21 protein-coding genes are annotated in these 26,153 nt (G+C 69.8%); 4 read left to right on the top strand and 17 right to left on the bottom strand.

The annotated features are described in order from the left end of the window. Positions 1-15: 15 nt before the first annotated feature. Positions 16-1,614 (bottom strand): ABC-F family ATP-binding cassette domain-containing protein, encoded by a 1,599-nt coding sequence (locus ACQPYM_RS22060; RefSeq protein WP_433002780.1) that lies wholly within the window; start codon positions 1,612-1,614, stop codon positions 16-18. Between the two features lie 381 nt (positions 1,615-1,995). Between ACQPYM_RS22060 and ypfJ the strand changes: the two genes are divergently transcribed. After that, entirely contained in the window at positions 1,996-2,904 is a 909-nt protein-coding gene (gene ypfJ, locus ACQPYM_RS22065; protein ID WP_433002783.1) for a KPN_02809 family neutral zinc metallopeptidase, read from the top strand. 124 nt (positions 2,905-3,028) lie between these two features. On the opposite strand, the gene ACQPYM_RS22070 is transcribed toward ypfJ, so the two are convergent. The 14 genes from ACQPYM_RS22070 to ACQPYM_RS22135 all read right to left on the bottom strand — a co-directional run bounded on the left by ACQPYM_RS22070 (position 3,029) and on the right by ACQPYM_RS22135 (position 16,485). Further along, entirely contained in the window at positions 3,029-6,073 is a 3,045-nt protein-coding gene (locus ACQPYM_RS22070; protein WP_433002786.1) for a hypothetical protein, read from the bottom strand. A 13-nt stretch (positions 6,074-6,086) separates the two neighbouring features. Beyond that, positions 6,087-7,016 carry a hypothetical protein gene (locus ACQPYM_RS22075; protein ID WP_433002789.1) on the bottom strand — a complete coding sequence of 310 codons (930 nt, stop codon included), beginning with the start codon at positions 7,014-7,016 and terminating at the stop codon, positions 6,087-6,089. Between the two features lie 108 nt (positions 7,017-7,124). Then, on the bottom strand, positions 7,125-7,772 hold the full coding sequence (locus ACQPYM_RS22080; RefSeq protein ID WP_433002792.1) for a hypothetical protein: 648 nt from the start codon (positions 7,770-7,772) through the stop codon (positions 7,125-7,127). Positions 7,773-7,788: 16 nt separating this feature from the next. Then, positions 7,789-8,664 (bottom strand): pilus assembly protein TadG-related protein, encoded by an 876-nt coding sequence (locus ACQPYM_RS22085; protein ID WP_433002794.1) that lies wholly within the window; start codon positions 8,662-8,664, stop codon positions 7,789-7,791. Next, on the bottom strand, positions 8,648-9,049 hold the full coding sequence (locus ACQPYM_RS22090) for a TadE/TadG family type IV pilus assembly protein (protein ID WP_433002797.1): 402 nt from the start codon (positions 9,047-9,049) through the stop codon (positions 8,648-8,650). The genes ACQPYM_RS22085 and ACQPYM_RS22090 overlap by 17 nt, the downstream gene beginning before the upstream one ends. Positions 9,050-9,111: 62 nt before the next feature. Continuing rightward, positions 9,112-9,558: a TadE family protein gene (locus tag ACQPYM_RS22095; RefSeq protein ID WP_433002800.1), complete on the bottom strand. Its 447-nt coding sequence runs from the start codon at positions 9,556-9,558 to the stop codon at positions 9,112-9,114. Between the two features lie 4 nt (positions 9,559-9,562). Then, positions 9,563-9,796, bottom strand: coding sequence for a hypothetical protein (locus tag ACQPYM_RS22100; protein ID WP_433002803.1), 234 nt, complete (start codon positions 9,794-9,796; stop codon positions 9,563-9,565). A gap of 118 nt (positions 9,797-9,914) precedes the next feature. Next, positions 9,915-10,835 carry a type II secretion system F family protein gene (locus ACQPYM_RS22105; protein ID WP_433002806.1) on the bottom strand — a complete coding sequence of 307 codons (921 nt, stop codon included), beginning with the start codon at positions 10,833-10,835 and terminating at the stop codon, positions 9,915-9,917. Continuing rightward, positions 10,832-11,737, bottom strand: a complete 906-nt coding sequence (locus ACQPYM_RS22110; protein WP_433002809.1) for a type II secretion system F family protein — start codon at positions 11,735-11,737, stop codon at positions 10,832-10,834. Before ACQPYM_RS22110 ends, ACQPYM_RS22105 begins: the two co-directional genes overlap by 4 nt. Beyond that, on the bottom strand, positions 11,737-13,047 hold the full coding sequence (locus tag ACQPYM_RS22115; RefSeq protein ID WP_433002812.1) for a CpaF family protein: 1,311 nt from the start codon (positions 13,045-13,047) through the stop codon (positions 11,737-11,739). Before ACQPYM_RS22115 ends, ACQPYM_RS22110 begins: the two co-directional genes overlap by 1 nt. After that, positions 13,044-13,853, bottom strand: a complete 810-nt coding sequence (locus tag ACQPYM_RS22120) for a hypothetical protein (protein ID WP_433002815.1) — start codon at positions 13,851-13,853, stop codon at positions 13,044-13,046. The genes ACQPYM_RS22115 and ACQPYM_RS22120 overlap by 4 nt, the downstream gene beginning before the upstream one ends. Next, a complete protein-coding gene (locus ACQPYM_RS22125; protein ID WP_433002818.1) occupies positions 13,853-14,584 on the bottom strand; it encodes a hypothetical protein in 732 nt (243 codons plus the stop codon). Before ACQPYM_RS22125 ends, ACQPYM_RS22120 begins: the two co-directional genes overlap by 1 nt. A gap of 51 nt (positions 14,585-14,635) precedes the next feature. Continuing rightward, complete coding sequence (locus ACQPYM_RS22130) at positions 14,636-15,169, bottom strand: hypothetical protein (RefSeq protein WP_433002821.1); 534 nt, start codon at positions 15,167-15,169, stop codon at positions 14,636-14,638. After that, positions 15,166-16,485, bottom strand: a complete 1,320-nt coding sequence (locus ACQPYM_RS22135; RefSeq protein WP_433002824.1) for an AAA family ATPase — start codon at positions 16,483-16,485, stop codon at positions 15,166-15,168. Before ACQPYM_RS22135 ends, ACQPYM_RS22130 begins: the two co-directional genes overlap by 4 nt. Positions 16,486-16,739: 254 nt before the next feature. Between ACQPYM_RS22135 and ACQPYM_RS22140 the strand changes: the two genes are divergently transcribed. From ACQPYM_RS22140 to ACQPYM_RS22150, 3 genes are read left to right on the top strand one after another with little or no spacing between them, the layout of a single operon-like run. Next, entirely contained in the window at positions 16,740-23,921 is a 7,182-nt protein-coding gene (locus ACQPYM_RS22140) for a hypothetical protein (RefSeq protein ID WP_433002827.1), read from the top strand. A 13-nt stretch (positions 23,922-23,934) separates the two neighbouring features. Next, the gene (locus ACQPYM_RS22145; RefSeq protein WP_433002829.1) at positions 23,935-24,495 is read left to right on the top strand and encodes a hypothetical protein; all 561 of its coding nucleotides are present in this window, start codon (positions 23,935-23,937) and stop codon (positions 24,493-24,495) included. A gap of 3 nt (positions 24,496-24,498) precedes the next feature. Next, a complete protein-coding gene (locus ACQPYM_RS22150) occupies positions 24,499-25,059 on the top strand; it encodes a hypothetical protein (protein WP_433002831.1) in 561 nt (186 codons plus the stop codon). A 7-nt stretch (positions 25,060-25,066) separates the two neighbouring features. Here ACQPYM_RS22150 and ACQPYM_RS22155 read toward each other — a convergent pair whose 3' ends face one another. Together ACQPYM_RS22155 and ACQPYM_RS22160 are read right to left on the bottom strand one after the other, a co-directional pair. Then, entirely contained in the window at positions 25,067-25,693 is a 627-nt protein-coding gene (locus tag ACQPYM_RS22155) for an acVLRF1 family peptidyl-tRNA hydrolase (RefSeq protein ID WP_433002834.1), read from the bottom strand. Between the two features lie 84 nt (positions 25,694-25,777). After that, positions 25,778-26,134, bottom strand: coding sequence for a metal-sulfur cluster assembly factor (locus tag ACQPYM_RS22160; protein WP_433023355.1), 357 nt, complete (start codon positions 26,132-26,134; stop codon positions 25,778-25,780). Positions 26,135-26,153: the final 19 nt, after the last annotated feature.

A 26,153-nucleotide genomic window follows, 5' to 3' on the forward strand; every position in this document is an offset into this window, starting at 1 on the left:
GTCAGCGGCTGACGGTCAGGCCAGCGACACCAGGTCGGCATAGTCGTTGGTCCAGAGGTCCTCGACGCCGTCCGGGAGGAGCAGGACGCGCTCGGGCTCTAGGGCCTCGACGGCGCCCTCGTCGTGGGTGACGAGCACGATCGCGCCGGTGTACGAGCGGATCGCGTTCAGCACCTCAGTACGGGAGGCGGGGTCCAGGTTGTTGGTCGGCTCGTCGAGGAGCAGCACGTTCGCGGCCGAGACGACCAGGGTGGCCAGCGCGAGCCGGGTCTTCTCGCCACCCGACAGCACCCGGGCTGGCTTGTCCGCGTCGTCGCCGGTGAACAGGAAGGAGCCGAGCACCGATCGGGCCTGGGTCTCGTTCAGATCCGGGGCCGCGGTCTTCATGTTCTCCAGCACGGTCCGGTTCACGTCGAGCGTCTCGTGCTCCTGGGCGTAGTACCCGAGCTTGAGGCCGTGGCCGTCGATGACCTCACCGGTGTCGGACTTCTCGATCCCGGACAGCACCCGCAGCAGCGTGGTCTTGCCCGCGCCGTTGAGGCCCAGTACGACGACCCGCGAACCGCGGTCGATCGCCAGGTCCACGTCGGTGAAGATCTCCAGCGAGCCGTACGACTTCGACAGTTCCTTGGCCATCAGCGGGGTCTTGCCACACGGGGCCGGCGTCGGGAACGAGATCTTCGCCACCCGGTCCGACGCGCGCTCGTCCTCGAGCGATGCCATCAGCTTCTCGGCCCGCCTCAGCATCACCTGGGCCGCGGTCGCCTTGGTCGCCTTGGCGCGCATCTTGTTCGCCTGGTCGACCAGCTGGGACGCCTTCTTCTCCGCGTTCGCCCGCTCGCGCTTGCGGCGCCGCTCGTCGGTCTCGCGCTGGGTCAGGTACGCCTTCCAGCCGACGTTGTAGATGTCGATCTCGGCCCGGTTCGCGTCCAGGTGGAAGACCCGGGTGACAGTCTCCTCGAGCAGGTTCACGTCGTGGCTGATCATGATCACGCCACCGGAGTAGCCCTTCAGGAAGTCCCGCAGCCACACGATCGAGTCGGCGTCCAGGTGGTTGGTCGGCTCGTCCAGCAGCAGCGTCTCCGCCTGCGCGAACAGGATCCGGGCCAGCTCGACCCGGCGCCGCTGACCACCCGACAACGTGCCCAGCGGTTGCCCCAGCACCCGGTCCGGCAGACCGAGGTTGGCCGCGATCCGGGCTGCCTCGGACTCCGCGGCGTACCCACCGGCCGCGTGCAGGTCGGCCTCGGCGCGCTCGTACCGCCGCATGCCCTTCTCGCGCGTCTTCTCGTCCGCGCTGGCCATCGCCTTCTCCGCGTTGCGCATCCGCCGGACCACCTCGTCCAGCCCGCGTGCGGCCAGGATCCGGTCCCGGGCCAGTACTTCGAGGTCGCCGGTGCGCGGGTCCTGCGGCAGGTACCCGACCTCGCCGGACGAGCTGACCGACCCGGCCGCGGGCAGGCCCTCGCCGGCCAGGATCTTGGTCAGCGTGGTCTTGCCGGCACCGTTACGCCCGACCAGCCCGACCTTGTCCCCCGGGTTGACGCGGAAAGAGGCAGGCGAGAGCAGTTGCCTGGCCCCGACGCGTACCTCGAGGTTGGAGACAGTGATCATGGCGGCGCAGAAGTCCTCAGGTCGGGGGTCAGGGCAGGTCGGCGGGCGATCAGGGCTCGGCGGGGACGCGTCGGCGACGCCACGTCACCAGGCGGCTCGAACTCGTCGCGAGGTCCAGTGTATGTGCTCCGGCGTCCACGCCTTTCCGGGAGGACGGGGATTCCCGCCGCTCCGCGCAGGTGGCGTGTCGAGGTTCACGCTGCACCGGACCCGGGCCGCGCGGTCGAAGTCGCGCCGCCTGCCGCATGGCGGTCGGGTACATACGGAACCGGGACCTAAAATCGACCCAATCAGCCGGGACCGACAGTCCCCGGTCGCCGAAGGGAGGAAGTCGCGGTTTCGCCCCGTCCGGTCCGACGGAGCCTCCCCGCGGCAACACAGGTGAAATTCAACCCGGACGCCGACTTGGACACCAGTGGTGTCGAGGACACTCGTGGTAGCAGTGGTGGAGGCGGTGGGCTGCTTCCTGGTGGGATGGGTATTCCCGTCGGCGGCGGCATCGGCGGCATCATCCTGCTGATCGTCATCGTCCTGCTCAGCGGTGGTCTGCCGGGCGGTGGAGGCGGCACCGAGGAGCCGGCGGCTCGCAACACCGCGCCTGGCAACCTCGACTCCTGCAAGACCGGCAGGGACCTGGAGGTCAACAAGGACTGCCGATTCGTCTTCTACCAGAACTCGATCCAGAACTTCTGGGCCGCCGAGCTCCCGCGCCGCGGCAAGAAGTACATCCCCGCGCCGATGCGGGTGTTCAGCAACTCCGTGAACACGGGTTGTGGAGCCGCGTCCGCGGCGGTCGGGCCGTTCTACTGCCCGCCCGACAAGCGCGTGTACCTGGAGCTGGGCTTCTTCCGCACCCTCCAGACCGAGCTGGGCGCCAAGGGCGGTGACTTCGCCGAGGCGTACGTCGTGGCGCATGAGTACGGGCACCACGTGCAGAACCTCTACGGCATCCTCGGCCAGATCAAGTCCCGTCAGGGCCCGAGCTCCGACGCGGTCCGCTCCGAGCTGCAGGCCGACTGCCTGGCCGGTATCTGGACCAATCACGCCACCACGGTGCCGGGCCAGAACGGCAAGCCGCTGATCACCGAGCTCACCGAGGACGACATCTCCCGCGGCCTCGACGCCGCCGCGTCGGTCGGCGACGACCGTATCCAGGAGAAGACCCAGGGCCAGGTCAACCCAGAGAGCTTCAGCCACGGCACCGCCGAGCAGCGGATGAAGTGGTTCAAGGTCGGCATGGACTCCGGCGACATGACCCGCTGCGACACCTGGTCCGCCAGCACCCTCTGAGCCCACACGCAGCTCCGCCCCGAGAGGCTGACCTCTCGGGGCGGAACTCTGTCTGAGCCGGTACTACGCCCGGCGCCAACCTTGAGCCGGTACTGCGCTAGCCGACGCGTGCCGACGCCGGTACCTACGCGACCGCGGCCGGTCGGTGGTAGCCGGGGAGCAGCTCGTCGACCAGGGCGTCCGTCTCGGCCTCGGCGCCGCGAGGGCCGCCGTGCTTGGCCAGAGCCGCGTACATCTGCCCTGCCACGTTGCTGACGTCGCTCGTCGTACCGAAGTGCGACGCGAGGCGCAGGGTGGCTCGCCAGAGGTCTTCCGAGGCCGGGGAGAAGCTCAGGCCGGTCTGGAGGGCCGTGCGGGCCAGGTTGCCGTCGTTGTGGCGGAGGCTGGCCTCTGCCAGTCGCAGGGACGTGTCGACGACCGCTTCGGCCATCTTGCGCTCGATGCCGGAGGCGGCGAGCCAGGAGTAGCGGCCGGCGGGCAGGTTCGACCACGACTGGCCGTGCACCAGGCTGAGGGCCGTCGACAGCGGGCCGCGCGGGTCCTCCATCATTGACGCCTGCTTGGCCAGCGTGCGGAAGACGTCCCAGTCGACCCGGACGATGCTGCGGTTCAGCAGCCAGCGGCCCGACTCGTCGGTGTACATGGCGTCGACACCCACCCAGTTGCGGGTGTGCTCCAGCGCCGCGTTGCGCAGCTCGTCGCTGATACCGCGCGGCCAGATCGCGCCGGCCAGCACGTTCGGGTGGACGCCATAGTCCTGGCTGGCCAGGAACGCCACGATCTCCGTCGACAGCGACACCCGGCCGACGTCGATCGGACCGCGGGCATCCACCTCGACCGGGCCGAGCAGGTCGACCTCGACCGGCGCGGGCCGGCTCAGATCGGACGTCGAGAACTCGTACGCCGGCAAGTCGTGCTCGGCGCGGCGCTTGTCCAGTGCCTCGGCCTCGGCCACGCCGAACAGCGCGACCAGGTCCGCGAACTGCGCCGGATTGATGCTGTGGGCATCGACCTCGAGCCCGAGCAGCCGGCAGACGGCCTGGTTCTTCTCGTCCACGACGAACCGCCACGGCGAGTTCATCACGTCACCGACGACGGCCACCGCGACGCTGCGCTTCGGGTCGGCGGCCAGCCGGGCCAGCCGCTGCTCCTCCTCCGGCGACGGCGGCGCGGACAGGAAGATGATCTCCGGCCCCCACAGCATCGCGTCCGGGTGGGCCAGTCGCGCGCCGGCGACCGAGTCCACGTTCCGGCGACCGCAGGCCTGCACCTGAGCGTCGGTACGCCGGGTCACCTCGTTCAGCGCGTCGTCCAGGCTGCCCCAGTAGCTCAGCCGGCTCGGTGACAGCGTCGAGAGGTCGTCGCCGAAACCGACCATGCTGACGTGGGCGCCTTCGGACCACAGGTTCGTGGCCAGCTCGGCCGCCAGCGATCCGACGACATCGCGGGAGGCGTTCGTGACGCCGCCGAAGCTGATGATGCCGGCCGCGGTGTCGAGGTCGACCAGCACGATCGCACCGTCGGCGTTGCGGCCGAGCGTGACGAGCGTCGGGTACGGCGCGGGCGCCTCGACGTCGGCCTCCGGCGCGTAGGCCCTGCGCAGTACCCAGCGGGTGCCCTCGGCAATGACCTGCCACGGGGCGGGCGGCGGTCCCGCGTTCTCCCCCGGCTCCAGCACCAGCGTCAAGGAACGATCGGTCACCAACGCGGCGATGACAGAGGGCATCGGCCGGTTCTCGTTGGTCAGCAGCACACCCAGCGAACGCAGCGAGTTGTCGACGAACTGGGCCGTCGGTACGTCGGCGGCCAGGCGCAGGTCGATCTCGGTCTGTCGGTGAGCCGCCGCCTTCGGTCCTGGGCCCTGGGCCCAGCCGCGACGGCGCTTCAGCGCGATGGCGAGACCGGCAGCCAGCAAGGTGGCGCCGAACCCGTAGATGCCCGCCTGAGTGGCGTCGAACCCGCTCTCCTCGGCGACGACCGGAACGGTCGGCTCCACCTTCGAACCACCCGCGACCGGATCGCCCGGCTCCGCGCCTGTCGTGCCCGGCTCGTGCGGAGCCGTCGCGTTGATGCCCGGCTTGGCGGTCTTCGCGCCCGGGTCGGGCTTGGTGCCGATCCCGATCGACGAGCCAGGCTCAGCCTCCGCCTGCTCGAACCAGCGGCTGCCTGGCACGTTGGTGCCCTGTGTACCCTGCTTGCCCTGCTCGGCGGTCCGCGTCTCGCTCGATGGGTTCACCTTGGCGGTCGGCTTCGACGTCTGGTTGGTCGTCGGCTTCGCGGTCTGCTTGCCCGTCGGCTTGCCGGCCGGGGTGGCGTTGGTGATGGTCTTGTCCACGTTGACGCGCACGGTGTGCACGCCCGGGCCCTTGGCGTCGGCCGGCAGGCGCACCTGCCAGCCCGGCATGATCAGGTCCGGGTTCGTCAGCCGGCGACCGTCCGGCTGCAGCTTGTTCTTGTTGAGCTCGTAGATCTCCTTGTACCGCCGGCCCTCGCCCAGGTAGCGCTCGGCGATGTCCCACAGGCAGTCGTAGTTGCGCCCCTGCGGCGGCTTGACCTCGGTGTACTTGACGACCTGCCCGGACTGATCGTTGTTGGTCCGCACTCCGGTGTGCGTGTGCTTCACCGCCGGCGCACCGATCTGCACCGTACTGCGCGGCTCGGTCGCCCGGAACGCGTCGCGCGAGCTGTTGTCGTTGCTCTGGGCAACACTCACCGAGGACGGGCCGGACACCGGCGCGGTGGTGACCGCGTTGGCGACCGGCAGCGTGACGCTGGCGGCACCGGCGAGCAGGACGACGCCGGACACCAGCCGGCGGGCCAGCGTCTGCGAACCGCCACCGAGTGGAATCCGTGGTGACAGGCCATGGCCGCGCAGCTCCGAGACGGCCTCGGCGATCAGGCAGATGACGAAGTGCAGCCAGGCGACCCAGACGAAGAACGTGATGATGCCGATGATCGTTTCGGCGCTCAGCTCGCTGAACAGGACGTCGCGGTTCGGCATCCGCTCGGGCCAGGGCGTTCCGAAGAAGCGCACCAGCAGGTACGGGACACCGCCGATGATCGCCACGATCGCGACCAGCGACAGCAGACCCTTCAGCCGGTCGGCGGCACCTCCGCCCGACCGCTGCGGCAGCCGTGCGGCCTGCACGTGCTGACCAGTCTTCACCATCGTCGTCCCTCCCTTACCCACCGATTGCCTCAACTTCCTGCACAGGCAGGCGCTGTACTGCGTGAACCACGGCCGTACCGACGGGATTCCAGGCCGGCCCGCCCTTCCAGTAGTCGACGGTCCAGGTGATCGTCAGCTTCACGGTGTACATCCCGTCCGGCTGGCTCGCGCTCGACTTTTTGTACTTGTGCGAGCAGGTGCTCATCTGGTGGAACGGGTCGCTCGTCTCGTCGTACCCGTCGTCGCCTTCCTTGGCGACGCCCATGGCGCAGGTGATGGGCGGCGATCCATCACCGGGATCGACCTTCATCTCGGTGACCAGCCCTCGCATGGTCAGGTTGAAACTCTGGTTGTACAGGGCGCTGTTCAGGTCGGGGGACGCCAGATCGTTCTTGAAAATCACCGAGCTCTCGCGCGTCAGCGCGAAGTACGTCGGGATGTTGACCCGCGGAACGTAAGTGGGCCGCACTTGGAGAGCCGGGTCGGGATAGGTGCTGCTGAACTGCTTCCAGAAGCGGTCCATGTAACCCCTGGTGGGGCACTGGTTCTCCTCGTCGCCACCCACAGGAACGATCGCCCGCTCCAGATGGACGGCCTCACCGCCGTCGACCCTGTTCAGGTCGTAGTCCTCGATCGTCACTCGCAGGACCCACTTCTTGTCTTCCGGAGGCGGGCCAAGGTGGATCCCCTTCGGGATCTCGAAGTCGCGGCACGGGATGAAGACGTTGTTGCCGAGTCGCTCCTTCCAGGTCGGCACGTAGCCGCCGGAGCTGGCCTCCCCGGAACTGCAGAAGGCGCCGAAGCCGATGGAGTTGACGTACATGGAGCAGACGCGGTCACCCGAGGAGATCGTGTCCGCGGACGCCGTCGTGGTCGAGTAGACAACCAGCAGTGCGACCACGGTGGTGAGAGCGATCAGCCCTCGGCTCACTCGGTTGCGCATCCTCACTCCTGTGTCTCGTCCAGCTACTCGCAGGTTATCTTCAACCAGGGGCATCATGCCCGGTGAAATCTGTCCAGTCACGCCATCGGGTGCGCACTCCTGTCCGGTCTAGGCCGGAAAGCGCACCTTTCCGCACTTCATCCCCGTCGCCGGCGCCAACCGGTACGGCAGCCAGCCCAGCCCGGTCCGGATCATGTCGATCGCCTGCGCCACTCCCCTCGGCCCGGCCACCACCCACGCCTTCGCCTTCGGATTCCAGTACTGCGTGCTCTGCGACAGGCACAACTTGACCCGGACGACGTCCAGCGGCTGCGGCACCGTCCCCATCACCACGGCGCTGCCCGGCGGTTTCATCACCCAGCCGTTGCGCTTGGCGTCGTTGATCCGCTCCTCCACGTCGGCGTAGAAGTACGCCGGGAAGTTGTTCTTGACGATGTCGGCGTCCCGGGCGACCAGCGCGCTGAAATAGACCGGGTAGCTCTTCACGAGGCCTTGGACGGCGGGGTTGCTCGCGAAGTTCCCCGGTACGACGATGACCTGCGCCGCCGCCGGAGGAGCAACCGTCTTCTTGGGGCCGGACGACTTTGGGGGCGGCGCCGCCGTGGGTTCGGCGCTCGGCGTCCGGCTGAGGGTGATGGTGCGCTCCGACTCACCACCGCCGACCGGCACGGGCATACCGCCCGACTCCTTCGCGCCGCAGGCGGACAGGAGCAGGGTTGTAGCCAGCAGTGCGGCTGGGACGCTCAGACGTCGCACGACGGGAGCTCCTTCATCAGTTGGCTCCCGGTGGCTGGGAGTTCTGCGGTACTGCGGGGCCGGGGCGGGGGCCGCCTCCGCCGGGCGGCGCACTACTGCTGGTTGGCGGGCTCGGCGGTGATTGGGTCTCCGAAGGATCCGGCGATGGCGACGGTGACGGGGTGGGCGTGATGCTCGGCGTGCAACTGGCCGGCAAAGGGAACGGCAGGGTCCAGATCGGACTCGGCACACCGATGGTCCAGTTCGACGGGCACGGGAGGTCGAGGGTCGGCGGGACCGCGGTGTGGGTGGTCGGGATGTTGCCCGGTCCGTCGGTCCGGGTGCCGACGACGATCGGCGGCACCTTGGGACTGTCGTCCGCCTTCGTGACGCCTTGCTCGGGGTGGGCCTCGCCGGTACCGGTGGCGTCGAGGTGGCCGATATTGACCATGCCCAGGAAGGTGGTCTTGTTGCGGATGACCACCTGGACCGTGAGGCCTTCCTGGGTGACCTCGGTGGCGCCGCACTGCTGAACGGCCTTGTCGTTGGCCGAGACCTGCGCGCAGAAGTCGGCGACCGCAGTACCGGCCTTGGCCGCGTCGATCCTGGCTTCGGGTGAGTTCAGCTGGATGGCGGCCGCGCCGGCCCGGGCGGCCTCCTGGGCGTAGCCGACCGCGCGGGACTTCGCGCCGAGCTGGCGGCCGCCGTCGATGACGAGACCGGCCAGCGTGAAGATCATCACGGCGAGGATCGCGACGGCCGGGCTGAGCGCACCGCGATGGTTGCCGGGGGCATCGATGCGGAGAAACGCGGCGAGCCGGCCCCACGGCGTCGTACGGCGGAACGGGGCGAGCCGGGCCCAGGGCGTCGTACGGCGGGCCCCGGCCGGGCCGCGGTCAGGGCTGGTTGCCATCGCGGACACCTCGATAGGGGTCGATGGAGGAGCTGAACCGCTTGGTGATGGTGGTGTCGCCACCGATCCCGAGCAGGCCGAGGTCGCGGTAGTTGATCGTGCAGCTCACCTCGACGGACAGCGTCGCCCCGGCCGCGAACGCGCTGGTGATGCTGCCCCCCGCGGAGTCCTTGCAGGACGCCACCGCCTGCTCCATCGTGCGGGTCACCGCCTGGTCCACCTGTCCCTGGGCATCGGCGAGCGACCGCGTCTGGCTGGCCGACCGGGCACCGTCCCGCGCGGCGTTCTCCAGCAAGGACGACGTCTGGAAGTACCTGCCGCAGGCCAGCAGGAACATGAACAGGATCAAGAGAATCGGAGCCAGAATCACCATCTCCAACGCCATGGTTCCACGCTCACCGCGCGGTGAGCGTGGAGTGCGGGGCGGGCACTGGGTCATGGGGAGACTCACTTGTCGGCTTCGAATTGTTCTATGGGTCCGGTGGCGGTTTGGCTCACGGTCAGCTTGAGGCCGGGAACCAGGGAGATGGTGTCGCCGGTGACCGTGAACGACACCATGCCTGCGGGGTTGTCGTACTTCGGCGGCTCCACCTTGGCGTCGCCTAGGCTGTTGCCGCCCACCTGCTGGGCATACGCCTCGATGTCTGCGCGGACCTTCTCCCCGATCGCGCTGGTGTACAGCGGCGGCTGGACGAGTCTCAACCGGGAGACCCCTTCCTGCGCGGCGTTCAGCGCGACGGACCGGCCGTACAGCCACAGGGCCAGCTGGATCGACATAAAGATCAGCGCCAGGATCGACGGCGCGAGGATGGCCAGTTCGAGCGAGGAGGCCCCTCGCTCGGACCGGTGCCGGCGCGGCCGCAGCCGTCGAACTCGAGGACGTGACCGCGACAACGCGTCAGCCCTTCTGGATCTCACCTGTGCGCTTGTCGATCACGTTGCGCACCACCAGCCCGATCGCCAGCGCCGCGGCGACCAGGATCGCCGAGATGATGGCCCACTCCAGCGCCGACGCACCGAGCTCGGTCCGGGCGCCGCGCGCCTTCGCGGCCGCGCTGCGGGCCCGTTGGTTGTGGGCCCGCGCCAGCGCGTAGCCGACCATCGCGCGCACGAACTGGGTTTCCACGTTCATCCGGTTTGCCCTCCGAAACTCGTTACTGCTTCGATCGTGAGCCCGATTCGAGGCTCAGTATGCCTGGTACGACGGACAGAAATGCCTGACGGATCCCTGTCCCCGACTGCTGCCGACGCTAACTGCCCAGAATCGCGGCGCCCGCAGGGTAACCGAGAAACAGCATGAACGCCGCACACATCACCAACTGCGCGACGAGCATCGACTGCGACCGCTCCCCCGCCTTGCCTTCGACGTCGGCCAGCTCCTTGCGCCGCAGCGATGCGGCCCGGGCCAGCAGCGAGGCGCGGATCTTCGCGCCCTCGTCACCGGCCAGCGCCAGTGCCGACGCGAGGTCGCGCAACTCCTCCACGCCGAGGTCGTCGCCGAGCCGCGCCATCGCGTCCCACGGGGTGATTCCGATCAGCCGCGCGTTGGCGAGCGCCTGCCGGATCCGCGCCATCGCCCAGTGGTCGCCGATCGTGGAGGCCGTCATCAGCGCCTCCGGCAGACCCCGGCCACCGGCCAGGTTCATCGCGACCAGGTCGAGGAAGCTGCCGACCACGTGCCGGAAGTCACGCCTGCGGTCCTCCGCCTCCTGGCGCAGGGCCAGGTCGGGCAGGAAGAACGCGAACGCCATCGCGCCGAGGGTGACGATGGCCGGCGTCGCCCCCGGCGGGCTGAAGCCCAGCTGCGCGAACAGGAACAGCACCACCGGGATGAAGATCAGCGCGCCCAGAGCGAAGAACACCTTGGTGGCGAGCATCGTCGCGAACGGCTGGTTCATCACCGCGAGGTCGCGGCGCAGCCGCCCGAAGGCCCAGCCGCGCGCGTTCGCCTCGGCCTCGAGCCGCTGCCCCAGCGTCTCGCGGGCCCGGTCGACACCGCCGAGCGCCCGTTCGCCGGCCGCACTCGTGGTGGCGGCGCTGACGTAGCCGGACCGGCCGGCGTCGATCCGCGCGATCGTGGACAGCACGTTCGCCCGCGGCCGGATGAGCAGCCGCACCAGCAGGTAGACCCCGAAGCCGACCAGTCCGCCCGTGATGAATGCCGCGGTCATCCGCCCACCACCTCCATCCGGTCGTCACCGCTGCGATGCGCCCGCTTGTCGTCACTGCGGATCAGGAACCGTTCCGGTACTTCGATCTTGGCCAGCTTGCGCAGCCAGACCAGCCCGACGGCGTACAGGGCGATCACGATGAACAGCACGAACTGCCCGACAAAACTCGTGTACGGCGAGACGTACGCCGGGTTGAACAGGATCAGCGCGGCGGCCACCAGCAGGGTGATCGCCACCACGACCTGGACGCTGCGCCGGGTGGACCGGCGCTCGGCCGCGACCTTGCGGCGTACGTCGAGCTCCTCGCGGGCCGAGTCGGCCAGTGCGGTCAGTACTTCGCGCAGACCCGGGCCGCGCAGCCGGGCGTTGAGCACCAGCGCGGCGACGATCAGGTCGGCGGACGGGTCGTTCAGATCGTCGGCGAAACGCATCAATGCCGAGGGCAACGGTTCGCGGATCCGGAGCCGGTCGACCAGCAGGTTCAGGCCGGGCTTGATCGCGGGTGCGGCGTTGACCGCGGTGGCCGGGATCGCCTGTTCCAGCCCGACCGCGCCGGCGATCGTGTCGCGCAGCGCCTCGGTCCAGGTGGCCAAGGCCTCCAGCCGCTCGATCGCGCGGCGCTCTTCACCGGTACCGCCGAAGAAGCGGTCGGCCAGCGCGGCCAGCAGCCCGAGAGCCGCCGCCAGCACCAGCCAGCGAGTGACGACCAAGACGAGCAGACCGACGCCGAGGCCGGTGCCGAGCCGGACCAGTTGCTTGCGGCCCTCGACGCTTCCGCCGCGCTGGAACAGCGACGGGGTCGACTCGCGCGGCTCCGTACCGCGGATCGCGACGATCAGCAGCAGGATCGCGCCGCCGACCACCGCGCCGCACAGCAGTGCCAGCAGGGTCTCGTTGTTCATCAGGCCCACCGACCGTGCACGAGCGGCTGGTACCCGTAGAACTCGAGCTCCTCCATGCAGGCGATCGGCGCGTGCGCGGCGGCGCGGCCGTCGGGCCCGGGAGCGAACACCTCGCCGGACAGCACCCGGCCGTCCCAGCCGGTCACCTCGCGGATGCTCTCGATGTAGCGGGTCAGCGTGCCGCCGTGCTGGTAGTCGTTCTGCTTGCGGACGAAGACGACGAAGTCGAGCGCGCCGGAGATCAGCATCTGGGTGGCTTCCATCGGCAGTCGCTCGGACGCCTGGATCGCGTAGGTGCTGATCCGGTTGAACACCTCCATCGAGCTGTTCGAGTGGATCGTCGACAGCGAGCCGTCGTTGCCCTGGCTCATCGCGTTCAGCATCGTCACGATCTCGTCGCCGAGCACCTCACCGACGATCACCCGGGACGGGTTCATCCGCAGCGAGCGGCGGACCAGGTCGGCCATGCTGACCTCGCCGACCCCTTCGGAGTTCGGCAGCCGCTCCTCGAACGCGACCACGTTCGGGTGCAGGTCCTTGAACTCGCCCAGCCCCAGCTCCAGCGAGCGCTCGACCGTGATCAGCCGTTCGTGGGCCGGGATCTCGTTGGCCAGCGCGCGCAGCAGGGTGGTCTTGCCGGAGTTCGTGGCGCCCGCGATCATCACGTTCTTGCGGGCCGCTACGGCGGCCCGGAGGAAGGAGGCGATATCGGCCGACATGGTGCCGTTGGCAACAAGATCCTGCAGGAACACGCGGCCCAGCCGGGCCCGCCGGATCGACACCGCGGGCCGCGAGGTGACGCCCATGACCGCTGACAGTCGCGACCCGTCTGGCAGCCGGAGGTCCAGCTGCGGGTTGGCGGAGTCGAACGGGCGGCTGGTCAGACCGGCGTGCGCGGCGAGCACCTGGATCAGCTCGACCAGTTCCTCGTCGTTGTCAGCGACCGGACCGGGGCGCTCCTCCCGGCCGTCGCCGTACTGGACGAAGACCTGGTCGCAGCCGTTGATGTCGATGTTCTCGACCTCGGGATCGTCGATCAGCGGCTGCAGCCGGCCGACGCCGAACAGCGCCGAGTGGATCGCGCTGGCAATCTGCGCGTCGTCCTCCGGCGTGGGCGGCGTGCGGCCCTCGGCCAGCTCGTACCGGGCGTGGTCCTCGAGGACCTGGACGATCAGCGAACGGGCGTACTCCCGCTCGTCCTCGGCACTCATCGGCGGTACGCCGTTGGCCTGATCGCGGCGGCGCTGCTCGTTCAGCCGCTCGGCGACCTGGACCCGGAGCTTGCGGACCAGCTCCTGGTCGGTGCTCATCGAGCCTCCCAGTTGCCGTCCGGCGGGAAGGCTGCCTGAGCCATGTCGAAGTCGTGCTGGGTCGGCATCGACACGACCGCCGCCATCTCGGCGGCGATGTCGCTGGCCGTGCGGATCAGCGGGGTGCGGTCCAGGCGGCCGTGGCCGCGGCCGTCGAAGAACGCGGCGCCGGCCGGGTCGTAGGCCAGGTGCCAGCGGTGCTGCACCCGCACGGACATGGCGTCCAGGACCGACCAGACCTGCTTCACGCCATCGCGCCGCTTCGGGTCAGCGATGACGATCACGCCGAGCTTCGCGTCGACGTGGTGCACCAGCGACGAGAGCCGCTCGCGCAGGTGGGCGACGGACGAGCCGGTCGCCGTACAGACCAGGACGACCAGGCGGGCGGCCTGGACCACCGGCAGCTGGGGCGAGGCCGGGCCGATCCGGCCGCAGTCGGCGATCACGTCGGAGCTGAACATCTGGTTGAAGGTGATGCCGAGCGGCTCCCAGAGCCCGCCCATGCCGCCGATCTGCTCGGGCGTGCGGACCCCGACCATCACGTCCAGGCCGCCGTCGAGCTGCTGGCTGTGGGCCATGATCACGTCGTCGTCCAGGCCCTTGCGGCCGGCCGCGGCCAGGCTGACAAGCCCACGGTCGGAGTTCAGCGGCTGACCACCGGACGCCGTCATCCGGATCGCGACGTCGCTGCCCGCCGGGTCACACTCGGCCAGCAGCACCTGCCGCGGCCAGAGCGCGCCGAGCACCAGGCCTGTGGTCGTCACCCCGGGCGAGCCCTTCGCGCTCGCCAATGCGACCAGTGCCATCAGCGGGCCCCGTCGGCCGGCGGTACGTCGGGAGGAGTGCTCGACGGCAACTGGACAACCGCCAGGCCCTTGGCCGCCGCGGCGGCCGCGAGGGCCGTGGCCTTCGACGTCGGCACCAGGACAGTCAGGTTGAGGGTGGTGTTCGCGTTCGTCTTGGAGTCGGCGATCCCGCCGGAGACGCTCATCACCTTGGCCGCGTCGACCAGCACGGAGGGGGCGCCACCGGTCTGGTTGGCGGCCGGCACCTGGATGATCTGGAGGATGTCGCCACCCTTCAGCTGCATCGACGGAGCTCGGCCCGCGTCCAGGCTGATGCCGACCAAGGCACCGCCCGGCGGGGTCGCGTCGGCGGTGGTGCTGTCCTTGGCGAGGAACTGACCAGGGTAGAGCCAACCGGTCGAGTACTTGCCTTCCAGCGACTTCACGGTCGACCACGGGAGCAGGCCGCCCGTCTTGCCGGCCAGGTCACCTTTGGCCAGGTCGTCCACGGAGATCTTCTGCCCGGGGGCGATCGGCTTGGACCCGACGGCGATGTAGTCCTGGCGATCGCCGCTGCGCAAGGCGATCAGGGCCGAGCCGGCCGCGCCGAGCAGAATCAGGATCACCGCCAGCGCGGCGAGCGCGGGCCGGCGCTCACGGCCGCCGGGGAGTCGGTTCGGGCCGCCGACCGGGGCCTTGCCCGAACCGCGGGCGCCGGAGGGCGAGGGGCGTGTGGAGGACGAGAAACTCACGCGCCTACCGTAATGGTCACCGGGGACCAACTGGACCGAAAGGTCACGCCGTTACCGCTTCGGTGTCCGGTTCGCCACTTGGTCACGCTCGTCGGGTGTGAGCAATTCGGTGAACGCACCCGGTCCGCCGTACAAGTGGTCTAGATAGGTGTAAAGCCCTTGGAGCGCGCGTCCGAGCTCGCTCCGCCAATCCCCTGCCGCCGCCAGCTCGGCAGCCAGCCGGCGGCCCTGGAGTAGCGTCACCGCCGCGTTCACCGGCTGGTCCAGCCGCACCAGCGTGTCGTAGACCGGATCGGCGCCCGAAGCGGCCAGATCCACCGGTACGCCGTCGTCGTCGAGCAGCACCGACCCCGTCCGGGCTTTCCCGAGGGCGCACTGGATGAGGCCACTCAGCTCGGACAGCTCGGGCTCGGGCAGCAGCCGGTCGAAGCCGGCCCCGCCGTACAGCTGGTCCAGGTAGTCGCACAGCGCGGTGAACAGCTCGATGCCGTCGTAGGCCTCACCGTCGGTCGCCACCTGCCGGAACTGGGCAGCCAGGCTCCGCGCCTCCGCCACTGTCCAGCTGGAGGGTGTGAGCACTGTCACCGGGTCACCGCCTGCCCCGGCCCCGCAGTACGCCGGGCAGCGGCCGGCCGGGCGCCATTCGAGCCGGCACCAAGCGTGACAGTGGGCATGGCGACACCGAGATGCGCCGCGGACTGACCGACATGAGTCTGCACCCACCTGAGCATGCCAGGATCCGCGAACCTGAGCCGCCCGGATTCCTCCCCTTGGCGAAGAATTCCTCTGCTCTTCAACGACTGTCGCGAGCTGTCCACCGCGGCCCAGTGTTCTGGCCCGGCCTGCTGGGTGACGGAGGACATCGCCAGGCCACGGGTGCCGCGGACCGCAGTACGGGCCAGCAGGTCCTTCTCGCCGTCGCTGGAGTTGTTCCAGAGAGCCTCGTAGAGCGGCCTGGACTGGCTGGTCAGCTGCTCGACCGCAGCCTTGGCAACCCGGCTGTCGAGCCCTAGCGGCTGGCTGGCCGCCATCGCGGTGGCCGTGGCGGCCAACGCCTGCAGCCGCTGAGGACTGCCGTTGGCGGCATCGACCAGCTCGGTCACTGCCGCTGCCTCGGCAGGGATCCGCAGCTTGGCCAGCGGCGACCGCATGGCGGCCAGGGCCTCGTCGTCTCCCAGTGGACGGCATTCCCGGATGTCGTAGAGCTGCGCGATCGCGGACTCGACACCTGTGGTCTTCTGCGAAGCCGCAAGCAGCCGTCCGACCGCCTTCTGCCCACCTGCTGTGACCAGGTGCGCCGGCTGGCCAGTGCGCTCCAGGTGAGCCGACAGCTCGTTCAGCGCGGACAGGTCCCGGTCGGACGCGACGTCGATGTTGTCGACCATCAGTACGACGGCCCGCCGCTTCTTCTGGCCGAGTTCGTTCAGGGCGTCGGCCAGCTGGGTCAGCTGGCCGGTAGGAGCACCGGCCGTGTCCTCCACTCCGTGATTGACCGACATCGTCAGCGGCGGCATCCCCACCCGAACGTCACCGCCCGAGTGAGACAGCTTGGAGCCCGTAGACAGCGTCTTGAGCAGCTTGTTGAGCTTGCGGACCGCTCGGAAGCCGTGCTGCTTGCGCAAACTGCCGAGGTCCTGGGTGACAGCGCGAGCGAACCTGTCCTCCAGCGCCTCCCGCGGCGAAGCATCGACCCGCACGACGATCGCTCCCGCCTGCCGGGCGGCCAGCTCGGCCCGGGTCAGCTCCACGCTCTTGCCCATCCCCTGGGCGCCCGTCAGCAGCACGGCCCAGCGCTGTGGCGGGTAGTCCGCCAGGGAGATCGACCGGCCGGAGGAGTCGGTACGGACAGCCACGTACTCCGGCAGCCGGCCGGAGCCGGTTGCGAACGGGCCAGCTGGCATGGAGGACCTCCGAGGCGGCAGACGGATCAGATAGCAGCCAGCCTCACCGCGGCGCGTTCTCTCCGAGTTACCACCCGGTTACTTTCACGGTCAGCTACTTTCCGCCGCCGCAGCGTCGATCACGGATCGTGATCTCTCGATGGTTGCCGCGGAGTGGTCAAGAAGTTACTTTGCCGACACATTCTTGGCATCTTGCTCCCTTAGGGCGTCAAGATCGAAGGGACCGCGTCCGACCGGCCGAAGGAGACCACCGGATGAGCACTCCAGCGCAGGGCGACCAGGCTGTGGCGCGTGCGCGGGAGGCTTTAGGCATCGCCCTCGGCGTCGCCGCGCCGACCGGTCTCCGGCTGCGGGACGGCAGCTTCCGCCTGGACGCCCGGGAGGTCCTGCCCGCCGAGGTCGTCGCCTCGCTCGACGAGCGGCTCAGCCGTCGCGCGGCGGACCAGGCGAGCGACGACCGGCTGCTGGCCGAGTCGGTGGCGCTGGTCGGTGCCGAGATCGCCCGCAACCGCGGCCTCGACCCGGCCGACGGGGCGACCGCTGCACTCGATCGGCTCCTGCACGTCCCCGGTCTCCAGCAGACTCGGCGTACCGAGGCCGAAGCGACCTTGCGAGGAGTCCTCGCGAACGCGGCCCGGCGGTCGGAGACAGCTGCCGCGCGGCTGGCGGCGATGCCCGACGAGTCCCGGTCGGCCACACCTGGCGAACTGGCCTCGGCCACCCGCCGGATCCGCCGCGACGCCTACCTTCTGAACGCTCAGACCCAAGCGGCCACAGCACCGGCCGGTACTGCGCTGCCGATCGCTGCACCGCAGTCACGGACCGGGCGGCATCGTTCCCAGGTCGGTGCCAAGCACCGGCGAGCGACGAACGCACGGACCCTGACACCGCAGGTGCGCGGCTCCGGACTGGTCACCGGGATCGGTGGCCGGCCGGCGCTGGACCCAGACCTCGACGAGGTCACCGCTCTCACGGCTCTGCAGCGGCTCGGCCGCGCGGAGCTCGGCGGCATGATCAACAGCAGGCCGACGATCAACGCCCAGGCACAGCTGGCCGTGCTCGACACGGCCATGAACTCGACGCCGCAACACGTACGAGTGGAGATCCTGCCGACCAGCCGCGGTACTGCGGCCGAAGGGCAACTCCGGTCAGGCACCGAGAACGACCCCCACGTCATACGGATGTCGCCGCGGCTGGCCGATGACCAGCTGGCCCAGGTGTGGGTCCACCAGCTCAGCCAGCTGACTCACGAACTCAACGCGGCCAACGCCGGGCAGCCGACCGGACTCAAGGGCAAGCTGCGGTCACTGCTCGGCCACGAGAAGCGCGACCGGAGCCTGAACGCCGACTACGCGTCGTACCAGTTCCTCACCAGCTCCTGGCATCGCGCGCGGGCGCAGACGGCGGCGTACGGGCGGCCGACCGGGCCGAAGAGTGTCGCCGACCTGGAACGCGACATCGAGGCGCTGGCGACGTCGATCCGCAAGAAGGGCGGTACGGCGCCGGCCCTCCCCTGGGCTGCTGACGCCATTCACGTCCCCGGAGCCACGGCCGCCGGGACGGCCGCGGCCATCGCCGTCCGCGCCGAAGCGGTCGAGCTGGCGCCGTACACGCCGCCTGCGCTGCGTGCGCAGGTCGCGCAGACGCTGGCCGGGCTGGAAGCGGAGGTGCGGACGCAGGAGGCCCTGGCCACCGCGAAGGTGACCAGCAGCGGCGCGGCGATCGAAGAGGCCGGAAAGCTTTCCTCGGAGGCCGCCGCGGAACTGCTCCTCAAGGACAAGAATGCGCCCGAACGGGCCCGGCTGCTGGACGTTCAAGCCAACGGCGCCGGCCGGAAGGCTCTTCGCCACGCCGAGATCGCCGAGGGCTACCGGCAGGCGGCCATCGCCGCCGGCGAGGCTCTCGTCAGCCAGCAGAACCTGCTGACCGAGCTCGACGCCGTCATCGCGGATCCGAACCGTCCGCAGACCGCGATCGCCGCCCTGGCCCGGGATGCGGCCGCCAAGGTCGACGCGTACCAGGCCGCCGACCAGCAGGCGCTGCCGGTCAAGGACGTGTTGCACACCGGGGTTCCGGCCGGCCGGCCGCTCGAGGCTCCGGTCACCGAGATCGACCGGGTGCTCGCCGCGCACGGCATCTCCGCCCGGCTCGGCGGAACCGACGGGCCGCTGCCGCTGCCGGACGCGGCGTACCGGGAGGTGCTGTCCCCCGGCGGGATGGAGTTCACCGTCGGCGGCGGTCCGGACACCGACGTCACCCACCTGGCTCAGGTCCGGCTCCGGCTGCGGGCCACTGACGTCCGGGAGAATCTCGATCGCGACTACGACCTGGCCGAACAGATGTCGGGCACGATCGGCGACGGCGGTCAGAGCATCTCCACCACGGCCGCACAGAATACCAACGTCAGCTTCGGGGTGAACGCGCAGCCGCTGATGGCGATGGCGCCGCCAGGAAGCGCCATGCACGCGCTGTCCCAGGTCGTCGGGGTGCGCGCCGACGTGTCGTCCGGCTCGTCGGCGAGCCGGTCCAGTGGCTCCAGCACGCACGACAAGCAGGGCGCGGTGGACGACGACCGGGGCGAGTCGCTGCAGGTCGGCTGGCAGGGCCGCTGGGAGATCGAGGTCCGCGCGTCCGCGACCGATCCGTGGTCGCCGGCCGAGACCTTCGACGCCGGCCGGCAGCTGACCTGGGTGTCCGCCGCCTACACCGTGAAGCCCGCCGAGAAGACCGTCACGCTGGCGGAGCTCGGCCGGAAGAACGAGATCGACCCGGCTTTCCCCCGGCACACCGTCACCGACATCGACGGGCTGACGTCGGTCCGGGACCGCCTGGTCGCGGCCGGCCGGGAACGCTTCGGCGCGATCGACAAGGTTGCGTACGGCCAGATCGACGGCCTGCTCACCCAGGACGTGAAACGGCTGCTGCGCCAGACCAGCCAGCCGGGCGGCTACGGACGCCAGATCGTCAGTGCCGGCGATTCCGAGTATCACGTCCAGCTCGAGATGGAGCCGATCTGGAGTACGGCGAAGCTCAGCGGCGAGTCCAGCCCGGACCTGTGGCAGGAAGAGGTCCAGGTCGACTTCGCCGGAACGAGTGCGAGCCAGGGCTCCGGCTCCTCGCTCACCGGCTCGGTCGGCCTGGCCTTCCCGGGTAACCCGAAGGACACCACGCCCGTACCGGGCTATCTGCCGAGCCCGACCGCCCTGAGTGACATCGGCGAGACGAGCATGGACGTCTCGCCGAACGCCTCGGCCGGCCGCAACGTCTCGCGGCAGGGCGGGCTGAACGTCAGCGCCACCTCGATCACCCCCGTAGTGCACCGCAACCAGGGCCCGACCCAGGGCGTCGTGGTCGGCTTCCGGGTCCGGGCCACCCTGCGCAAGCTCAACGACCCCACGGCCGAGCCGGTGGTCGTGACGGATTTCGTCGACGCGCGGCTCCGGGTTCCCGAGAACGACCTGCTCCGGGCCGGCGGGCGCGTCGACGCGAACGCCGTCCTGAAGAACCCAGACGGATCGCCGCGGCTGGACCAGTACGGCCGGCTGCTGCTGCGCGGCGATCCCGAACCGCCGACCGGGAAGCAGACGCTGCCGCCCACGATCGGGCCCGGAGAGAACCAGATGCGCGGCGCCGGACAGGCCCTCGTGCAGAACTTCACCGGCGATCGCGCGGCGCTGGAGCGCACCCTGACCGATCTCAGCGCGAAGGGTCTGGTGCCGCCGCTCGACGAGCACTTCCGGCCCGACTTCGCGAACCTGCCGGACGACCGGGTACTGCGCGCGGGACAGTTCATCAACTACGACCGGGTCGTCCAGCACATCGCGGCCGAACGCCTGGAAGCCGGCTACAACCAGGCCGCCCAGAGCGGTATCCCGATGGTGCTGGTCGATCAGGCCTCCGGGAAGACGACGAGGTACCGGACGTTCCGGATCGCCGTCCGGCAGGACTTCGACGACGTGCACGGCGAGGGCACCAGTACGACGGACAACGTGGTGCGGCTCGGCATCGCCTCCGACGCCAGCAGCAGGTCGGGTGGCCGGTCGAAGGGTGTTCCGCTGTCGGCCGGAGCCGGCCTCAGCAACGGGCCGGCCGAAGGCGTCCGCGGCTGGGCCGGCCGGATCGGCGTCAAGCTCAGCCGAAATGCGATCGGTCGCAGCTTCGGCTGGTCGGCCGGCCGCCGGGTCAACCGGGTCTCGCTGACCGAGAGCACCGGGCCGGTGGACATTCTGCGCGTCGGACACCGGGTGGTCGTCACCGAGGTCACGGCGAACGGTGACTCCGCCCCGATCGCCGACGTGAAGGGCAACGCCCGGATCCTGGTCGACAGCGCGTTGTCCCGGGCCGCCGCGCCCGACCACACCGGCCCGCGCAAGGCGCCGAGCGCGACGGCCGTGAAGCACTCGATCCCGGTCCACGTCGACCCCGGCAACCCGGTCGACCGGATCACCTCGGCCGTCGACGCGATCGAGCTCGGCTCGAACACCTATCTCGATCTGCACGCGATGCTCGGGCCGGACAGCATGGTCGCCCACAAGGAGTGGATGAACGGCGAGTACCGGTTGCCGTTGACGATCGTCCCACCGGCCGGCAATCCGGTCGAGGCGATCCAGCAGGGCAGGGTGCTGCCGCAGGGACTCACCGTGGTGGTCCGGGGCGAGGCGATCGACCGGGTGTTCGTCACCGCCACCCAGGAGAACTCCGGCGACATCAACCTCACCATGAGGGACACCAGTTTCACTTCCGGCCGGTCGGCCTCGGGCGGGCTCGGCGGTGGCTTGACCCAGGCCGACGGCTCGGCGGTCTCCGGCGGCGTGAACGGCGGGCGGACCGGTGGTACGTCGCAGTCCACCACCACCAGCCAGACCACGGGTGAAGAGGACCTGCTGGTCAACATCGGCACCCATCACCAGTTCCTCGACCGGTACAAGATGGTCGCCGACATCGTCGATGCCGAGGGCAACGTTGTGCGGAGCGTCCCGTTGCAGGACGCCAAGGTGCAGGTGACGACGCCCGAGCGGCGCACGCTGCGGATGTACGGCCGACGGGAAGTCGACCTGCCGCTCGAGGTGGTCACGGATGCGGCCGAGCGGTATTTGGCCGGGCAGCTGGAGATCAGCCCGCGGGACGCTGCCGCCTTCGTCCGCCGGTACAAGCAGGAGAAGGCCGGCGTCACCACCGGCCTGGCGGCCGAGCACACCGACGAACGGCTGACCCAGCGGCTCGTCGAGCACAGCAAGGGAACCGAGCCGGCGGCGGTGGCCGCCAACGAGCAACTCGACGAGGTGCTCGCCGGTGTCGAGCAGGTCGTGAACCAGCCCATCGACATGGAGATGCCGCCGCAGTACGACACCGGGCTTGCCTCGGCGCAGTTGGAGGACGTCAGCCCGGCCGGCCGGCCGGGCGGGAACCTCGACCTGCTCACCCCGACCAGGCGCCAGGTGGAGGAGATCGCGCCCGGCCTGCTGGCAGCGAACCCGTTGCTGGCCGACTCGCTGACCAAGGATCTCGGCAACGATGCCTGGCAGGGGCACGTCGGTGAGATGTTCGGCGTCCGCGGCTACGTCGCCGACATCGAAGTACCGGTCCCCGGCCAGGCCCAGCCCGACCTCATCTTCGTCCGGGTCAAATCCCGGTTCGACGGTCCGATCCAGGTCGACGGGACGCCGCAGATCACCAAGGAAGACGGTACGACGGACGTCCCCAAGGTCGACGCGATCGGGCTGAAGCAGAAGTACAAGTTCAAGGGAAAGGGCGCATCGCGCGGCCACAACACGGACCACTCCGCCGGGTTGGAGCTGAAGGGGTCGGGCGAGACGACCGGTTCCGGCAGCGTCGGCACCGGACGGAGCCGCGCTGTCAGCGCCAAGGACGAGACCTTGAACGTCCACCTGGACCGGACCGGTCACTTCGACCCGGCCGAGGTCGAGCGGGACGGCGTCTTCGAAGTCCAGGTGTCGCGGGTCAGCGGCGCCGGCGCCGCCACCACGGCCGGCATCCGGTGGCGACTCAACCAGACCTTGCCTGCCGACCAGACCGTCCACGCCACCCCGGAGGAGATCCGCGCCCGCTTCACCCTGATGGTGCCGCGCCCACTGCTCAAGCCGGCCGCGACCAAGAGTGCGGAGCAGAGCGCGCAGACGCTCGCGGTACCGGAAAAGCCGGTGCCCGATCATCGAACCCTCCGGGTCCCTGAGGACGCCACGGCGGAGGAGGTGGTCCCCTACGGCGAAGGCCAACCCGCGGCCGACCAACTGCACCAGCAGATCAGGGGCCACCTGGTCGCCCACAAGGGCATGGGCGAGGCGGCGATGCTGGTGAACGACGTCGCGCTGGAGAGCGCGCTCTCGCCGACCGCTTTGCGCGCGTCGCTCAAGGATCTGACCAGCGATCGCGGCCTCGAACTCACGCCGATGCCCGGCCGGGGCAACAGCAACACCAAGTTCGTCGTCGTGGTGAAGGCCAGGCCGGTCGGCTGGGAACTGCAGGACACACCGCTGACTGGTGGCCAGAGCGGCCAGGTCTGGCGTAGCCAGCGAAGCAGTGGCATCACCACGACCTCGAACCATCTGCCGGTGACCGGCAGCGGCGGCGCCGGCGGAGGTCTGGTCAACGCCGGTGCCTCGGTGACTGGGCAGGTCAAGGAGCAGACCTCCGACTCGCGCGCCACCCGGCTGGAGACCAGCCGCTTCCACGAAGGAAACCTGGCCACGGTCGTGGCGCCGATGGTCTACAACGTCACGGTTCACGAGGTGTCCGACAACGGCTCGGGCCTGCCGAAGGTGAAGAACTCCGAGGAACTGCCCGAGCAGGCCCAGGCCGTCTACTACCTGAAGATGCTGCAGCACTCCTATCTGGACGGACTGCGGCAACTCGAGTCCGGGGCGACGGCCGACCCGCTGCTGGAGCCGGCGCCGCGCAAGCTGGGCAAGGTCGAGCACGCGACGGAGTACAGCGCGGATGAGAAGGGCAACGTCGGGTACCACCCCTACCAGCCGCTCGTGACGGCGATGCGGAAGGCGGTCGCCGAGAATCGCACCGTGGTCCTGGCGATGAAGGAGGCCAGCGGGACGGAGCGGACGTACCAGGCGCTCAGCGACGGGACACTGACCGAGGTCGGCGACGGCAGCGGCTACGCGGAAGCGTTCGGCAAGCTGCACCCCAGCATCGCGCGGATGTCGGAGGGCCTGGTCGACCTGCGCGAGGTCTACAACACCACCCCGCGGTCGGAGTCGTTCAACGCCCGGGTGGCCAAGGAGCTCGTGGACAAGGGCATCCCGATCTCGATTCTCAAGGGCCTGGACTACTCGACGGCCGCGCAGCACCTGACCGCGAAAGCAGGGCAAGGTGCCCGCCAACCAACCGGCGGCGCCTCGGCCGCCCGGACGATCAGCGCCGGTGGCCACGGCGGCCAGGGCCCTTCGCTGGCCGGTCAGTGACACACCGACAGGCATGATGGTCCGAAACGACGAGAGGGACGGTATGGCGTTCGCGGTCGCGCGTACGAGGGACGAGGCACTCCTCTACCTCGAACTGCAGCCCTGCCCGGACTGCGGTTCCACCGAGGCTCCGTGGGAACACGCCCTGGTGGAGATCGACGGCGAGCTGACGATCAGCTACGCCGCGGTCTGTCCCGGTTGCGGGGCCGAGCGCGAGTACCTGTTCGGTCTTCCGGCGAAGGAGACTCCGGCCGGCTCGTGGCCGACCTTCGGCGGCAGCGAGCCGTCGGAACTGCTCGACGCCGGACAATGGCTGGCGGTGGCCGACCAGGTGGCCTCCAACGTGCCGGTGGATCCGGTCGAGGCCGGGCCGGCGCTCTCCATTGCCCGGGCGGCGGTCGAGGAAGTCATCAAGTTCGTCCCGCCGGGACAGGACGAAGTACCGGCGGACGAGTTCTGGACCCCGCAGGGCCGCGGTGTGTTCGAGGCCGAGCCGGGTAGGTTCCGCCTTGACCGCCTGCTGGTGGTCCGCGACACGTACCACGAACTCGTCCGAGAAACAGGAGCGAAATAACCGATGCTGACCGCAAGGACCCTCGCCGAGGTGCAGGTCTACGTGAGCGTGACGACCGTTGCCGACGACAACCTGCCGGCCACCGAGCCCGCGCCGATCGTGCCCGGCCCGAACGTGGTCGAGGGCCAGGACGCCTGGACGATCACCACGACCGCGGGCGAGATCACCGTGCCGTACGTGTCGGAGGACGCGGCCCGGAAGATCGGCGCCCGCTTCGGCCTCGGCGTCTCCGAACTGGTCGACGCGGCCCAGTGGGCCCTGGTGGCCGCGATCTACGCGCGCCGCGCGCTGACGGCCGACATGGCCTACACCGGCGGCCCGGACCAGGACCGGACGACGGTCGAGCTCAACTGGGAGTTCGCCGCGGAGGCGGTCGGTGAAGCGCTGAAGTTCCTGCCGGAGGGCGCGGAGGTGGTGCCGGCCGAAGCGATCTGGTCCGAGATGGGCAAGCGGGCAGTCGCGCAGAGCCCGGAGCTGGTCTACCGCTCGAAGCTGATCGACGACCTGGAGCACTACCGCGGCACGCTCGACGACTTCCGCGCCCTGTACGGCCCGGCAGTCTGACGGCCCGTCAGTCTGACGCGGGCGGGTCGGTGAGCTCGATGCGGATCGCGCGGGCATCCACACCGGCCTGCTCCAGCACCTTCTGCTTGGGATCGGCCACGCCGAGAAAGGGTGGGCGGACCAGCGGCCTGATGGCCTTCAGCCGGGGGTCTTCGAGCACGGTGTCGATGGCCTTGCGGTCTCCCCCACAGACGAGCACGTCGAGCCTGGCCGGCGCCAGGATCCGTACGGCGACCTCGGTCGCCGCCGCGAACGCCTCCCGCGCCTGATTGTCCCGCCGGCGGGCGAACCGCTGCTGCGACCAGCCACCGGCTTTGGTCGTCCCCTGCACGTGCCGGGACCCGACCTTCGAGCTCACCAGCTTGGTGCCCTCGAAGACACCCGCGCCATAGCCACCACGACGTACGAGCAGAAGTCCCAACCGTCGCTCGACCAGCACGTGCGCGACCAGCCCGTCCGGCGTGAGCTCCTCCAAGGGCCCGAACGGTACGTCGATCTCGGCCCGCGACCCGTCCTCGGCCTCGACCGTCACCCGGCTCGGCGTCACGTCGTACGACGTACTCCCATGCCGCTCGCCGAAACCGGCCAGCCAACGCTCAAGACGCTCAGGCGCAACAGACACAAAGCGGGTCACCCCGCCGACGCTAGCCCATCGCAGGTCGGCAGAGGACATGCGGAAGCCCGGGCCACCTGACCCGGGCTTCGCAGTACAGCGGGCTCAGACGTTGAAGCCCAGGGCGCGCAGCTGGTCGCGGCCGTCGTCGGTGATCTTCTCCGGGCCCCACGGCGGCATCCAGACCCAGTTGATCCGGAAGTCGTTGACCAGGCCGTCCAGGGACATCCGGGTCTGGTCCTCGATCACGTCGGTCAGCGGACAGGCCGCGGACGTCAGGGTCATGTCGATGATCGCGGTGTTGCTGTCGTCCACGGTCACGCCGTAGATCAGGCCGAGGTCGACCACGTTGATGCCGAGCTCGGGGTCGACGACGTCCTTGAGCGCCTCGGTCACGTCCTCGACGGCGACTGTCGTGGTACCAGCCGGCTTGTTGGCTGCGTCGAGGTCGACCTCGGGCAGCTCGATCTTCTCGTCGGTC

It is taken from the genome of Kribbella sp. CA-294648 (assembly GCF_050943845.1).
GTDB lineage: Bacteria > Actinomycetota > Actinomycetes > Propionibacteriales > Kribbellaceae > Kribbella.